Annotated in this window: 10 protein-coding genes; all 10 read left to right on the top strand. The window is 71.8% G+C overall.

Going from position 1 to position 14,684, the window contains the following annotated elements; all coding sequences use genetic code 11:
• Position 1: 1 nt before the first annotated feature.
• The 10 genes from G6048_RS19745 (at position 2) to G6048_RS19700 (ending at position 14,649) form a co-directional block, all read left to right on the top strand.
• On the top strand, positions 2-379 hold the full coding sequence (locus G6048_RS19745; protein ID WP_165340883.1) for a hypothetical protein: 378 nt from the start codon (positions 2-4) through the stop codon (positions 377-379).
• Positions 372-1,511: a hypothetical protein gene (locus G6048_RS19740; RefSeq protein WP_165340882.1), complete on the top strand. Its 1,140-nt coding sequence runs from the start codon at positions 372-374 to the stop codon at positions 1,509-1,511. Before G6048_RS19745 ends, G6048_RS19740 begins: the two co-directional genes overlap by 8 nt.
• A 51-nt stretch (positions 1,512-1,562) precedes the next feature.
• On the top strand, positions 1,563-2,099 hold the full coding sequence (locus tag G6048_RS19735) for a phage baseplate assembly protein V (RefSeq protein WP_165340881.1): 537 nt from the start codon (positions 1,563-1,565) through the stop codon (positions 2,097-2,099).
• Positions 2,100-2,148: 49 nt separating this feature from the next.
• Positions 2,149-2,481: a hypothetical protein gene (locus G6048_RS19730; protein WP_165340880.1), complete on the top strand. Its 333-nt coding sequence runs from the start codon at positions 2,149-2,151 to the stop codon at positions 2,479-2,481.
• On the top strand, positions 2,478-2,876 hold the full coding sequence (locus G6048_RS19725) for a GPW/gp25 family protein (protein ID WP_165340879.1): 399 nt from the start codon (positions 2,478-2,480) through the stop codon (positions 2,874-2,876). The genes G6048_RS19730 and G6048_RS19725 overlap by 4 nt, the downstream gene beginning before the upstream one ends.
• Positions 2,873-6,049, top strand: a complete 3,177-nt coding sequence (locus tag G6048_RS19720; RefSeq protein WP_165340878.1) for a putative baseplate assembly protein — start codon at positions 2,873-2,875, stop codon at positions 6,047-6,049. Before G6048_RS19725 ends, G6048_RS19720 begins: the two co-directional genes overlap by 4 nt.
• On the top strand, positions 6,046-9,828 hold the full coding sequence (locus G6048_RS19715) for a putative baseplate assembly protein (RefSeq protein ID WP_165340877.1): 3,783 nt from the start codon (positions 6,046-6,048) through the stop codon (positions 9,826-9,828). The genes G6048_RS19720 and G6048_RS19715 overlap by 4 nt, the downstream gene beginning before the upstream one ends.
• A gap of 37 nt (positions 9,829-9,865) precedes the next feature.
• Positions 9,866-12,082, top strand: a complete 2,217-nt coding sequence (locus G6048_RS19710) for a hypothetical protein (protein WP_165340876.1) — start codon at positions 9,866-9,868, stop codon at positions 12,080-12,082.
• A gap of 108 nt (positions 12,083-12,190) precedes the next feature.
• Positions 12,191-13,750: a DUF6519 domain-containing protein gene (locus tag G6048_RS19705; protein ID WP_165340875.1), complete on the top strand. Its 1,560-nt coding sequence runs from the start codon at positions 12,191-12,193 to the stop codon at positions 13,748-13,750.
• Complete coding sequence (locus G6048_RS19700) at positions 13,750-14,649, top strand: peptidoglycan-binding protein (protein ID WP_165340874.1); 900 nt, start codon at positions 13,750-13,752, stop codon at positions 14,647-14,649. The genes G6048_RS19705 and G6048_RS19700 overlap by 1 nt, the downstream gene beginning before the upstream one ends.
• Positions 14,650-14,684 lie beyond the last annotated feature (35 nt).

The following is a 14,684-nucleotide window of genomic DNA, read 5'->3' as shown; positions in this document are numbered from 1 at the left end:
CATGACCGACATCGAGCCGTACGAGAACGCGCTGGACGCGATACCGGGCGCGCACCCCTACCCCCGTACCAGCCGCTACCACGACGCCGAGATCGGGGTGCACCGGCAGCCCGACGGGACCGAAGTCCGTTACACCAAGCGGCGGTTGCTTCCTCCTCTCCACGAACTCCGGGAAGAGGACGACACACAGACGCACACCGTCAGCGCCGGTGAGCGCCCCGACCTCCTCGGCCGGCGCTACTTCGGCGACCCCGGCCAGTGGTGGCAGATAGCCGACGCCAACCCGGTGCTCGACCCCCGGGAGCTGACCGACGAAGCGGGCAAGGAGATCGGCATTCCGCTCGCCGGCGGATTCCCGCAGGGAGCCCGGCGTGTCTGAGGTGCCCGTGGGGCAAGGCCCCGTCCACATCACCCTGCACATGGGGCCGAAGCTCGCCCGGCCAGTCCCCGCCGAGGTGACCGAAGCGCTGCTGTCCGCCCAGATCACCGCGACCGCGGGCGAACGCAGCGGGTTTCAGCTGGCCTTCGACCTCACGAAGAACGGGCTGATCAGCCGCAGCCTCCTCCCCGAAGGGTTCTTCGACCCGAAGACCCGGCTCATCGTCACCGTCAGCATCAAGGGCACCCCCGAAGTCCTCTTCGACGGCCTCATCGTGCGCCAGGAGGTCGGGGCCAGCAATCAGCCGGGGCACTCCACCCTCACCGTCACCGGTGAGGATCTGAGCCTGCTCATGGACCTCGAGGAGCGCACCGACCGGTACCCGAATCTGCCGCCCTCCGAGCGCGTTCTCGCGATCCTGCGCCGCTACTCCGACTACGGCATCCGCCCAGACGTGTACGCCGAGAAGGTCACCCAGCCCCCGCACCAGGACCTCCGCGTCCACTACCAGACCGGCACCGACCTGCAGTACATCAACGAGCTCGCGCGTACCAACGGCTACACCTTCTACCTGGAGCCCGGCCCCAACCCCGGCCAGTCTTCGGCCCGTTGGGGACCCGAGATCCGCCTCGGCATCCGCCAGCACGCCCTCAACGTCAACATGGACGCCAACTCCACCGTCGACCAGCTCACCTTCGCCTACGACGGGACGGCCCGCGAAGAGCCGCAGGCCCGCTGGCAGGATCCGGGAACGCGGCAGTCCACGCTCCTCCCGCAGCCGCCGATCAGTCCGCTGCGCCCGCCCCTCGGCAAGCGGCCCACGCCCGCCCTCAAGCGCAAGACGCTGTCCGGCACCGCCAAGCAGCAGCGGGAGCAGGCCGAGGCCGAACTCCTCGCCCGCGCCGCCGTGTCCGCCGACGTCATCTCCGGTTCGGGCTCGCTCGACGTCAACCGGCACGGCTACCTCCTGCAGCCGCGCCAGCTGGTCGGCGTGCGCGGCTCGGGACGGGCGTACGACGGCGACTACTACGTCAAATCCGTCACGCACAACCTGCGGCCGGGCTCCTTCCAGCAGAACTTCACCCTCTCCAGAGAGGGCCTCGAAGCCCGCAGCGCCTACGTCCGGCCGTAACGCATCACCAGCATCACTACGCAACATCCCACAGACCAGGAGCAGTTCAGCATGGCGGCACCCAGCAATCGCTACCTCGGCAAGTTCCGAGGCCGAGTCGTGGACAACAACGATCCGCTGCACATCGGCCGGATCACCGTCGAGGTCCCGGACGTCCTGGGCGACGAGCCGTCGACCTGGGCGCTGCCCTGTCTGCCGTTCACCGGACCGGAGGCGGGTCAGTTCGTGGTGCCGCCGCCGGGGGCGGGTGTGTGGGTGGAGTTCGAGCAGGGGGATCCGAGTTTCCCCGTCTGGACCGGGTGTTGGTACGGGGAGCAGACCGAGCTGCCGCCCGATGCCCGCCGTCTCGTGCAGCCCGCGTCGCAGGCCAAGCCCGTCGTGGTGCAGACACCCGCGGCACACAAGATCGTGATGAGCGATCCGCCCGGCGCCGATCAGGGGATTCTGCTGCAGGCCCAGGGCGGGGCGTACATCCGCATCACCAAGGAAGCGATCGTGATCTCCAACGGCCTCGGCGCGGAGGTCATCCTGCGCGGCAACCAAGTGGACATCAACGAGGGTCAGTTGACCGTCGCGTCGAAGCGATAGGAACGGGGGAAGGACGAACGTGTCCAGGATGTCCGGGACGTCCACTGGGATGTCCGGAAACTTGCTCGGTGCCGCCGCCGTGATCAGCTGCCCGCACGGCGGTCGCGCCACCGCCACCACTCCGACCGGCAGCGTGCGCGTGGACGGCTCGCCCGTCGCCACGGCCGCGCACAGTTATGTCGTCAACGGCTGCCCGCACACCGTCGACGGTGTGCCCATGCCCTGCGTCTCCGTCCGCTGGACCGCGGACGGCGCCGGCGTCATGGTCGACGGCGCGCCCGTGCTGCTCGACACCTCCGCGGCCCAGTGCTTCACGGCGGCCTTCGTGCCCCAGGGACCGCCCGTCGTCCAGACCGCGCAGCGAAAGGTGACCGTCCGATGAGCCCACGCACACCTGGGCGCAGCCGTCCGCGTACCGACATCTCGTTCCCCTTCAGGGCCGACCGCCGTGGACGCACCGCACACGCCGACCGCGACGAGCACGTCCGCGACCTGATCGAGCAACTGCTGTTCACCAGCCCGGGCGAGCGCGTGGTGCGTCCGGACTTCGGCTGCGGACTGCTCGACCTGGTGTTCGCGCCCAACAGCCCCGAGCTCACCAACACCCTCGAACTGTCCGTGCAGGCCTCCTTGCAGCGCTGGCTCGGCGATCTCATCGACGTGGAGGCCCTTGACGTGGTCAGCGAGGACAACGTCGTCCGCGTGTATCTCTCGTACGCCGTGCGCGCCACGGGGACGCGCCGCGACGACGTCTTCGAAGGGAGGGCCGCGGCATGACGACGGCGAGCACCACCACTTCCCGGCGCGCCAAGGTAAGAGCCGCCCAGCTCAACGGAGTCGACGCCGTCGAGGTGAGCGACGGACTCATGCTCACCGTCACGTTCCTCGGCAAGGCGCCGCACGGCCTGTGCCCCGAGAATGTACGCATCGACGGCGGCCGTCGCGTCACCGGCATCACGGCAGTCGACGTCAGCGTCGAACGCGAGGACGACCCGGAGCTCGACGACCGGCTGTACGTCACCCTCGACAAGGCCGGCGACACCTCCCGCTACCGGTTCTCCCTCGTGGAGACCGACCCGTACGGACGCCCCGGCACGGAGCCCTACCGCGGCTTCGACCAGCGCTACCACAGCGCGTACTTCCAGTTCCGCCCCGACTGCCCGACCCCCTTCGACTGCAAGGACGAGCACGAGCGGCAGCCGGAGTTCCCGACCGCGCCCGTCATCGACTACACCGCCCGCGACTACGAGACCATCCGCAAGCTGCTTCTCGACCGCCTCGCGCTCACCAGCCCCGACTGGGTCGAGCGCAACCCCGCCGACCTGGGCATGACCCTGGTCGAGCTGCTCGCGTACACCGGCGACCAGATCAGCTACCAGCAGGACGCGGTCGCCACGGAGGCGTACCTCGACACCGCGCGCCGTCGGGTCTCCGTACGCCGTCACGTCCGGCTCATCGACTACGCGATGCACGACGGCTGCAACGCCCGCGCGTACGTCACCGTGGAGACCGCCGGCGAACACACGCTGCTCGCGGGCACGTACCGCTTCGCCTCCGTCGACGTACGCACCCTCGACCCGCATGACCGTCCCGAGCCCGGCACGGTCATCGGCGACGGGGACCTCGCGGAGCTCGACGAGCGCGGGTCCGTGGAGGTCTTCGAACCGGTCGCCGCCGCCGACCCGCTTCAGTTGCGGGCCGCGCACAACGCGATCCGCCTGTGGACCTGGGGCGGCGAGGTGTGCACCCTGCCCCAGGGGGCGACCGCCGCGACCCTGCGCGACGAGTGGCGCGACGCGGAGACCTGCGAGGAACGCCGACTCGAACTGGCCCCCGGTGACCTGCTCGTCCTGGAGGAAGTGAAGGGAGCGCGCACCGGCACCCCCGGTGACGCCGACCCGGCCCACCGGCAGGTCGTACGTCTGACCTCCGTCACCCCGGGCATCGACCGCATCGAGGACCAGCCGGTCCTGGAGATCACCTGGGCCGCCGAGGACGCCCTGCGCTCCCCGTTCTGTCTCACCACCCGCGGCGGACGCGACTGCGAGCCCGTCGAGGACGTGACGCTCGCGCGCGGCAACGTCGTCCTCGTCGACCACGGCCGCTCGCTGAACTGGTGCGGCGACGGTCTCCCGGAGACGGTGACCGTGCCTCCCGCGCCCGCCGTCGTCGCGCCCTGCGACCCTCCCGCGTTCGGCTGCTGGGACCCCGACGAGGGCAACGCGCCCGCCAAACTCATCAACTCCCTTACGGACAAGGCGGAGCACGGCCGGTCGCTCACCGCCGACGACATCCGTGAACTGTTCGAGGTCGTCGGCGAGGAAGCGACCGGACGCGCCGGACTCGGGCTGGAACTCGCCGGGCAGCGCCACGAGCGAAGCGAGATGGGGGTCCCCCCGGCCGGAGGCTGGGGGAGGGTGACGCCCGGTACGGCGTACGCCCAGGCCGCGGCCCTCAGGACCCTCCTCGCCCAGTCCGTCTACCCGGGCATCGTGCCCCGCTTCCGGCCGGTCCTCGGCCGTTCGCCCGTGGTGCAGGCTGTGCCGTTCCCGGACCTGTGGACCGTCGCCGCCGGACAGGCGGAGCGGATCGGCGCCATCCCGGGACGCGTGAAGCAGCGTCTGGTCGAGCTGTGGCGCAGCGCCCGCGACCAGGACGGGCTCGGCGAGCAGGAGATCGCCGAACTCACCGTGATCTACGGACTGAAGGTCCTGGAGCGGCTCGAACTCCACGTCCACCCGGTCCGCGCCCTGCGTGAACTCCTGCACCGCAGCGACACGTTGCTCGACGCCAAGCTGCGCCGCGTCGAGGTGCTGACGGCACGTGCCCGCGCGGGCACGGTCCTCGACGGGCACATCGCGTGGGAGATCGCGCAGAGCTGGGGGCCGGGATACGCGGCCGGACTGCACCCGGACGAGCTGGTGCTCCGCGGGCCCGCCTCGGCGGCGCTCCGGCACGATCCGCGACAGGCACTGCCCGCCGTACGGATCCACGACGGCGACGTCACCTGGGAGCCCCGCCGCGATCTGCTCGACAGCACCTCCCGCGAGAGGCATTTCGTCGGCGAGCTGGAGGACGACGGACGCCTCGCGCTGCGCTTCGGCGACGGCCGGCATGGCGCGCGGCCGACACCCGGTACCCGCCTCGAACTCCGCTACCGGCTCGGCGGCGGCACCGCGGGAAACGTGGGCGCGGAGGCCATCAACCACCTGGTCCTCTGCGGCGACGGCGACGGCGACTTCGAGGAACCGCCGGTGGCCGGCGTCCGTAACCCGCTGCCCGCCGTGGGCGGCGCGGAACCCGAACCGATCGAGCAGGTACGCCAGTTGGCGCCGCTCGACCTGCGCCGCACCCGTCTGCGCGCCGTCACCGCCGAGGACTACGCGGCGCTCGCCTCCGCCCTGCCCGGGGTGCAGCGGGCCGCCGCCGAGATCCGCTGGACCGGCAGTGTCCAGGAGGCCCACGTCGCGATCGACGCGTACGGCACCGGCGCACCCACGGACGTGCTGCTCGACTCGGTGGCGCAGTCCCTGGAGGCGTACCGGCGCATCGGCCACGACCTGGTCGTCGGTCGCGCCCGCCCGGTGCCGCTCGACATCGCGCTGACGGTGTGCGCGAAGCCGGGGCACCAGCACGGGCAGATCCTGGCCGAGCTGTACCGCGTGCTCGGCAGCGGCCGCCTCCCGGGCGGACGGCTCGGCTTCTTCCACCCGGACGCGCTGACCTTCGGTGAGCCGGTCCGGCTGAGCCGCCTGGTCGCCGTCGCGGCGGCCGTGCCGGGCGTCGAGAGCGTCCATGTCACCCGCCTGAGAAGGCTGTTCCACGAAGACCGAGGAGAGAGGGAGGACGGCGTGCTGCGGCTCGGCCCGCTGGAGATCGCCACCTGCGACAACGACCCCGACCGGCCGGAGAACGGCCTGCTGGCGATATCCCTCGGAGGTGCCCGATGAGCGACCTCGACGACTGCGGCTGCGGGGGCGCGTGCGGCGGCGGCCACGACGAGCGCCTCACCCCCGCGCCGCTCCACAACCCGCCCGGCCGCACCGCCCTGGACTACCGCGTCGGCGAGTACGGCTCCTTCCTGGCCGCCCTCCTCGACCGGCTCGCCTCGCCCGCGTACCCGGCGCTGAAGGGGCTCACGGTCCGCACCCCCGACGACCCGGCGATCGGCCTGCTCGACGCCACCGCCGTCCTCGGCGACCTGCTCACCTTCCACTCCGAGCGGATCGCCGACGAGGCCTACGTCCGCACAGCCGACGAACACCGTTCGCTCGTGCTGCTCGGCAGGCTCGTCGGCCACCGGCCACGGCCCGGCGTCGCCGCCTCCACCCACCTCGCGTACAGCCTCGAACGCGATCCGCGTGCCGAGACCCTGCCCGTGGTGATCCCGCGCGGGGCGCGCAGCCACAGCGTGCCCGCGTCCGCCGGCGAGGAGTCGCAGACCTTGGAGACGAGCCGGGACCTGACGGCCCGCTGGGACTGGAACGAGCTCAAGGTCCGGCGCAGGCGCCCCACCCTCGTCACCCCGCGGGACCTGGAGCGCCGCTCCGAGCTGTTCGTCGAGGGCACGGCCCACACGCTGCGGACGGGCGACCAGTTGCTCTTCGTCTTCGGTGAGCGGGCGGGCGCCGAGCGGAAGCTGCTGCCCGTGGCGAACGTACGGGTCGACCGGGACGACGAGATCACCGCGATCTCCCTGCCCAGGTCGGCGCCGCCCACGTTCAAGGAACTCGTCGACGAGGTCCGGCGATGGACCGCCGAACCCGAGGCCCCGGGCGAGCCCGGCGACGAGCCGCCCACGCCCGAAGTCCCCAACCCGCGGCCGGTCAGCCGGCTGATCGAGGACTTCGAGGACCAGGTCCTCGCCCCGCTGCGCGCCGACCTGGACGAGATCAAGACGCCGGAGCGCCTCGCGGCCCGCCTCGCCGAGCCGGTCGTACGCCTCGGGGAGGCACAGGTCCTCGCCACGTCATACGAGGACGTGGCGGCGTGGTTCGAGCACTTGGAGGCCGTACTGGCCGAACTGGCCGAGCGAGCACGGGAGTCGGCGCCCTCGCAGCCTCTGCCGCCGACGGACGAGCCTACGGACGACCAGGGCCCGGCAACCGAGAAGAGCGCGCTCGGGGAGCGTGAGGCCGCCCTCCAGGCCCTGACCTCCGTCCTGCCCGCACTCCGCGGCAAGGCGCCCGCGCTCTCCGCGGGCACCCAGTCCCAGCACCCCGGGGCCGACGCCGCCCGGCTGCTCTCGGCCCTCAACCCCGGCCTGAGCGGCCTCTACCCGGCCTGGCGGAGGGCAGCCGCCCCCGGCACCCCTCAGCTCCTGCGGGAAGTCCACGCCATGCGTGTGACCGCGGCGCCCTTCGGGGCCATGGCTCCTCTCAAGCCGATGCAGGACGACAAGGGCCGCGTCATCCGCGCCGCGGACTGGCCGCTCACCGGCGCCGCCCTGGTGAGCATGCGCGTCGTCTACGACACGACGGGCAAGGTGCCCGCGCGGGCGGAGTTCCAGTACGTCGAGGGCGGCAGCTCGGACCAGCGGGCGGAGAACCTGCCGGTCCCGCAGCCCGTCAACTTCCGCCTCGGTCCGGGCCGGGTGGACCTGTCCACCCGCGCGGGCCAGGACCGCGAACTGAGCTGGCTCAACCGTCGCCCCACCGACTCCCAGGAGCCCGGCGTCACCGCCGTACTCCACTCGGGCCTGCCCGAACGCACCCTCTTCGTGTCGCGCCCCGATGAGGACGGCCTCGTCCACGTGGGTGTCCACAACGGCGAGTCCCAGCAGGTCGACCTCCGGCCGGGCATCCCGAAGCAGATCACGCACGGCGAGTACGAGGTCAGCCTCAAGTACACGGTGGGCAGCGCCGCGCCCAACGTGGAGATCGTCATCGCCTCGAAGCCGGAGCCCACCAACCGCCGTGTCCTGCAACTGGACACCGTGAACGACGGCATCACGGTCGGCAGCTGGGTCGCGATCCAGCGCCCCACCAAGGGGGCCGAGGGCGGCATCCCCGGCGACGCCAAGCTAGCGTCCGTCACCACGAAGGTGGTGGCCGCGCGCACGGCCGCGTACACCAACTACGGCATCACCGGCCGCGGCACGGAACTCCTCCTGGCCGACCCGTGGCTGGACGAGTTCGACGTCCTGCTCTCGCACATCCGGGACACCACCGTGCACGCCGGGGGCGAGCCGCTGCGTCTGGCCGACGAGCCGCTCGGCGAGGACGTACACGGCAACGAGATCGAACTCGCCCAGCTGTACGACGGGTTGCAGCCCGGCCGCACGCTGATCGTCGGCGGCGAGCGCAGCGACATCCCCGGCACGGCGGGCGTCGAGGCCACGGAAGTCGTCACCATCGCCGCCGCCGATCCCGCCGTCGATACCCGACTGCCCGGCGACCACGTCCACACGAAACTGACGCTCACCGCGGACCTCGCGTACCGCTACCGCCGCGAGACGGTGAAGATCCTCGGCAACGTGGTCGAGGCGACGCACGGCGAGGGCCGGGACGAGCCGATCGGCAGCGGCGATTCGGACCGCACGAACCAGACGTTCGCGCTCTGGCAGTCACCGCTCACCTGGCTCGCCGACGACAACCCCCTCGGCGCCACGCCCGTCCTGGAGGTCAGGGTCGACGGAGTGCTCTGGCACGAGGTCGACAGCCTCGCCGGACGCGGCCCGCGCGAGCGCGTCTACATCACCGGCAGCACCGCCGACGGCCGCACCACCGTGACCTTCGGCGACGGCATCCACGGCACACGCCTGCCCAGCGGCCACGAGAACGTACGCGCCCGATACCGCTTCGGCACCGGCAAGGCGGCCAACGTCGCCGCCGGCCGCATCACCCAGGCCCTCACCCGGCCCCTCGGCGTCACCGCGGTCACCAACCCGCGCGCGGCCACCGGCGGCGCGGACGCCGACGGACCCGCGCTGACCCGGCGTACGGTCCCGCTGGCCGTCTCCGCCCTGGACCGCCTGGTCTCGGAGCCCGACTACGAGGACTTCACCCGCTCCCGTGCCGGCGTCGGCCGGGCCGCCGCCCGCGAACTCTTCGACGGCCGGCGGCGCGTGCTGCACGTGACGGTCGCGGGCACGGACGACGTCCCGATCGCCGAGGATTCGGACCTGCTGCGCTCCCTGCGCGGCGCCCTCACCGAGTACGGCGACCCGAACCTGCCCGTGCGCGTGGACGTCCGCGAACTCGTCGCCCTGCTGGTGGCGGCGAAGGTGAAAGTGGCGCCCGACCACAGCTGGGAGGTCGTCGAACCACGCCTGCGCCTGGCTCTGCTGCGCCGACTCGGCTTCGAGGGGCGGGAGTTGGGGCAGCCCGCCCGCCTGTCCGAGATCCTGGCCACGGCGCACACCGTCCCCGGCGTCGACTACGTGGACGTCGATGTCTTCACCGGCATCCCCGCCTCCGCTACCGCCGCGGAACTTACGAAGCTGCTCGCGAATCCCGGCGTACCGAAGGCATCGGTCCCGGCGCGCCAGGCGACGTACGACGAGAAGATCCACACCGTCCGGAAGAAGGACGGCGAGACGCTGTCGGAGGTCTGCGCCGGGTACGGCATCCCGCTCGCCGAACTGCTGCGCCTGAACCCCGACATCACCGACACCCGGCGCCTGGCGAAGGGCCGGTCGGTGTACGTGTTCCGCGGTATCCGCCCGGCGCAGCTCGCGCTGCTGTCGCCGAAGGCCGCGGACACCCTGATTCTGACGGAGGTCAAGTGATGTCCCGGGACATCGAGTTCGAGACGGAGGCTGTGTGATGTCCAGGGAACCGGACGGACTCGCCGAGCTGCTCCCGCAGTGGCACCGGCTGCGCGACGCGCAAGAAGGGGAAGCACTGCGCGCCCTGCTCGCGGTCATGGCCGAGCAGATCGACCGCGTACGCAGCGGAGTCGAGCAGGGCTACGACGACCTGTTCGTCGAGACGGCGGCCCCCTGGGTGCTGCCGTACCTCGGCGACCTGGTGGGCTATCGCACGCTGCCGGGCTACGAGCGAAGCGAGATGGGGGTACCCCCGGCCGGAGGCTGGGGGAGCGTGCTGACCACCGCCCTGCGCGACGGCAGTTCGGCCGAACTCGCGGAGGCCGTCGCACCGCGTCGCGACGTCGCCGCGACCGTCGCCAACCGCCGCCGCAAGGGCACCCTCCACCTGCTGGAGGAACTCTCGGAGGACGTGGCGGGCTGGCCCGCGCGAGCCGTCGAGCTGTCCCGCCACGTCTCCCACCACCAGCCCGTGAAGCTGTACGGCGACGGAGGCGCCCATCGCGGGAGCCGCGGCCGTCTCGCCGACCTCCGGGACGGCTCCGCGCTCGACCTGGCGGGCGGCCCCTTCGGCGCGGTGGCCCGCTCGGTGGACGTACGCAGGGCCGACTCCCGTCACCGGCAGGGAGGTTGGAGCCCGGCCGGTGTCGGACTCTTCGTATGGCGGCTGAAGGCGTACTCGCTGACGTCCACGCCGGCGTACTGCATCGACCGCGCCCGCAACCTCTACACCTTCTCGATCCTCGGCAACGACACACCGCTGGTGACGAAGCCCGTCCCGGAGCCGTCACCCACACACATCGCCACGATCGACAACGTCCCGGCCTTCATCCGCCGCCACCAGCTCCACGACCGCCTCGCCGACTACTACGGCCCCGGCAAGAGCCTCGTGATCCGGCGTGACGGCGAGGACCGGCCCGTACCGCTCTCCGACATCGTGGTCGCCGATCTGTCGGAGTGGCGGTACCGGCCCAAGCGCGGTCAGGTCGCGGTCGATCCGGAACTCGGTCGCATCGCGTTCGGCTCGCGGTCCGCGCCCCGGCAGGGCGTGTGGGTCGACTACCACTACGCGTTCGGCACCGACATGGGCGGCGGCGAGTACGAACGGGACCGCGAGCCCCGCCCGGACGCCGAGGTCTACCGGGTCGGCCCCGGTGAGACGTACCAGCGCATCATGGACGCGTACCGGGAGTGGCGGAACGACCGACGGGCCGGCCGCTGCGGACCCGAGGGCATCATCGAGATCACGCACAGCGGCGCCTACCAGGAGCAACTGGACTTCGACCTCGACCCGGGCGACCGGCTCGAACTGCGCGCGGCCGAGGGCACGCGACCGGTGATCCGGCTGCTCGACTGGTACAGCAACCGCCCCGACGCCCTCAACATCCGTGCCGTGTCAGAGGACTGCCCCCCTGCCGAGCGCCCGCGGATCGTGCTCGACGGGCTGCTCGTCGCCGGCCGGGGCATCAACGTCACCGGCCCGATGGGCGCCGTCGTCGTCCGCCACTGCACCCTCGTACCCGGCTGGTCGCTGGAGCCCGAATGCGACCCGCACTCGCCGGAGGAGCCGAGCTTCGTCCTGGAACGCACCACCGCGTGCCTCCAGATCGAGCACAGCATCCTCGGCACCATCGAGGTCATCGGCGACGAGGTCTCCGAAGAACCCCTCGACATCCACCTCCGCGACAGCATCGTGGACGCCACCGCCGACGACCGCGAGGCACTCTCCGCGCCCGACTGCCGGCACGCCCACGCCGTCCTGCACCTGCACCGGACGACCGTCATCGGCGAGGTCCACACGCACGCGGTGCGCATCGCGGAGAACTCGGTCTTCACGGGGAAGCTGCATGTGGTCCGGCGCGGTATCGGCTGCCTGCGTTTCAGTTACGTCCCCGCCGGGTCCCGTACGCCGCGCCGGTACCGCTGCCAGCCGGATCTGGCCGGCCCCGCGCAAGCCTCCCGCGTACGGCCGCTCTTCACGTCCCAGCGCTACGGGACGCCCTGGTACGGGCAGTTGGCGGACGTCCCCCACTCTCGGCTTCGCTCGAGCGGGGGGACCCCCATCGCCGATGAGATCCGGCGCGGCGCGGACGACGGGGCCGAGATGGGCGCCTTCCACGACCTGTACCGGCCGCAGCGCGAGGACAGCCTGCGGGCGCGGCTCGAGGAGTACACGCCCGCAGGCACGGATGCGGGGATCTTCTTCGTGACCTGAGCCTCGTGATCTGAGCCTCGTGATCAGAGGCTTCGTACTGGCCTTCGTGACGCGCGCCGACAACGACTTTGTGAACCCGCACTTCTCCGAACCAGGGGGACCCCCTTCATGCACGCAGATCTCTCCCGCCTCACGTTCCGCCCGGAGCGGCACTACTCCGCGGTCATAGCCCAGCAGGGCCGTGTCCAGCTCGACGCGGACGCCAACGAGCAGACCGCCATCCAGCTGCACCAGGCCCGCACCGTCGCCGCCGACCTGATCGGGCAGCACGGCGGGCCACGCAAGTACGCCGGCTTCCGGATCGAGTACGTCGGCGGCAAGCACGACATCGACACCCTGCACATCCACGGCGGCCGCTACTACGTCGACGGCATCCTGTGCGACGCGTACCGCCCGGCTCCCGGCACGCCCGTACCGGACGAAAACACAGAGGATTCCGGGGAGCAGGACTCCTCGGCCGCGCAGCCGCCCGAGTACTGGACCTACTGGGACCAGCCCGACGGCCACCGCGACCCGGAGAAGCCCGGCGACCGGCTGCCGTCGCCCGCGCAGAACCCCTTCCTCGTCTACCTGAAGGTCTGGGAGCGCTCGGTCAGCGCGGCCGAGGACCCGACGCTGCGCGAGGTCGCGCTCGGCGCGGCGATGCCGGACACCGCCGCCCGCGTGAAGGTCGTCTGGCAGGTCCTGCCGCTCTCCCTCACCGAGTTGGGCATCGAGGACGCCGAGCCGTCGAAGGAGGTCGTCCGCGCCGCCTTCGACAAGTGGGCGCTGCGCGAAGCCGCCCCCTCGGCCCGGCTCGCCGCCCGCAGCGAACGGCCCGACCACGCGGACGAGGACCCGTGCCTGGTCAAGCCCGACGCCCGTTACCGCGGGCCGGAGAACCAGCTGTACCGCGTCGAGGTCCACGAGGGCGGCGAGGCCGGCGACGCCACGTTCAAGTGGTCCCGTGAGAACGGCTCCGTGGTCTTCCCCGTCGACGAACTCGACGGCACCTGGGTGCAGTTGGCGTCCCTCGGCCACGACGACAAACTGGACCTGGACGTCGGCGACCGCGTGGAATTCACCGACACCGCGTACGCCTCCCGACTCGAACCCCTGCCGCTGCTGAGGGTCGAGGAACTGGACCTGCCGGGCCGCCGCGTACGCCTGTCCGCCGAGCCGGAGCAGAGCGTCGGACGGCTGGCCCATCTGCACCCGTTCCTGCGGCGCTGGGACCACCACGACGGCCCGAAGCGCAAGGGGCGTACGACGTCGCCGCGGGGCGGAGCCGTTCCCGTCACGGAGGGGGAGTGGCTGCCCCTGGAGGACGGCGTCGAGGTCTACTTCGCCAAGGGCGGCACGTACCGCACCGGCGACCACTGGATCGTCCCCGCCCGCACCGCCACCGGCAGCGTCGAATGGCCGGTGGACGCGGCCCGCAAGCCCCTGCTTCAGGCCCCGGCCGGCATCGCCCGCCACTTCGCGCCCCTCGCCCTGGTGAAGGGCGAGTCCGGGGCCGTGGACCTGCGCCTCGCCTTCGGTCCCCTCGCCAGCAGCATTCCGGCGGCGGACGAAGCGACGCTCGCGGCGGAGGCACGGGCGCGCGAGGAGGAGGCCGCGGCAGAGTCCTCGGGCAGCAGGTCGCAGACCACAGCCGAGGCGGAGGACGCCGTGGAGGGAGACAACTGATGGCCAAGCCACTGTCCGCGTCCAAGATGGTGGAGATCCTGCGGGCGGAGGGCCTGACGGTCCACGAGGTACGGAACTGGCGCCGCCACAACCGCAATTCCAAGGGCCCCTGGGGTCCGATCAACGGCGTGATGATCCACCACACCGTCACCTCCGGCACCAAGTCCTCGGTGGACCTCTGCTACGAGGGCCACTCGAACCTGCCCGGCCCGCTGTGCCATGGCGTCATCGACAAGAAGGGCCATGTCCACCTGGTGGGCAACGGCCGCGCCAACCACGCCGGCGTCGGTGACGGCGACGTCCTGCGCGCCGTGATCAACGAGACGAAGCTCCCGCCGGACAACGAGGCCGACACCGACGGCAACCGTCACTTCTACGGCTTCGAGTGCATCAACCTCGGCAACGGCAAGGACCCCTGGCCCGAGGCGCAGAAGGAGGCCATCGAGAAGGTCGCGGCCGCGATCTGCCGCGCCCACGGCTGGTCCGAGCGCTCCGTCATCGGCCACAAGGAGTGGCAGCCGGGCAAGCAGGACCCGCGCGGCTTCACGATGGACGGCATGCGCAAGCGCATCCGCGCGCGGCTGGGCGGCAAGGGCGGCGGCGGGAAGGACCCCGCCCCCGAGCCGAAGCCCGATCCCAAGCCGTCGTACGAGCCGTTCCCGGGCGCCGGCTTCTTCCACATCGGCCAGAAGTCCCCGATCATCACGGCCATGGGCCACCGCCTGGTCGCCGAGGGCTGCGGCCGCTACGAGAAGGGCCCCGGCCCCAACTGGACCGAGGCCGACCGCAGATCCTACGCAGCCTGGCAGGAGAAGCTCCGCTTCAAGGGCAAGGACGCGGACGGCATCCCGGGCAAGGTGAGCTGGGACAAGCTGAGGGTGCCCGCGTCAGACGGCTGAGAGGTCGCGCCCCTGACCGGCCGCGGCCGGTCAGG

The organism is Streptomyces ureilyticus (assembly GCF_011045025.1).
Lineage (GTDB): Bacteria > Actinomycetota > Actinomycetes > Streptomycetales > Streptomycetaceae > Streptomyces > Streptomyces ureilyticus.
This window is presented reverse-complemented; position numbering and strand designations above follow the sequence as displayed.

Excerpts from the sequence above, each read along its gene's own strand:
- G6048_RS19745 (WP_165340883.1), top strand. The coding sequence starts at position 2 with ATGACCGACATCGAGCCGTACGAGAACGCGCTGGACGCGATACCGGGC.
- G6048_RS19735 (WP_165340881.1), top strand. The coding sequence starts at position 1,563 with ATGGCGGCACCCAGCAATCGCTACCTCGGCAAGTTCCGAGGCCGAGTC.
- G6048_RS19730 (WP_165340880.1), top strand. The coding sequence starts at position 2,149 with ATGTCCGGAAACTTGCTCGGTGCCGCCGCCGTGATCAGCTGCCCGCAC.
- G6048_RS19725 (WP_165340879.1), top strand. The coding sequence starts at position 2,478 with ATGAGCCCACGCACACCTGGGCGCAGCCGTCCGCGTACCGACATCTCG.
- G6048_RS19720 (WP_165340878.1), top strand. The coding sequence starts at position 2,873 with ATGACGACGGCGAGCACCACCACTTCCCGGCGCGCCAAGGTAAGAGCC.
- G6048_RS19715 (WP_165340877.1), top strand. The coding sequence starts at position 6,046 with ATGAGCGACCTCGACGACTGCGGCTGCGGGGGCGCGTGCGGCGGCGGC.
- G6048_RS19710 (WP_165340876.1), top strand. The coding sequence starts at position 9,866 with ATGTCCAGGGAACCGGACGGACTCGCCGAGCTGCTCCCGCAGTGGCAC.
- G6048_RS19705 (WP_165340875.1), top strand. The coding sequence starts at position 12,191 with ATGCACGCAGATCTCTCCCGCCTCACGTTCCGCCCGGAGCGGCACTAC.
- G6048_RS19700 (WP_165340874.1), top strand. The coding sequence starts at position 13,750 with ATGGCCAAGCCACTGTCCGCGTCCAAGATGGTGGAGATCCTGCGGGCG.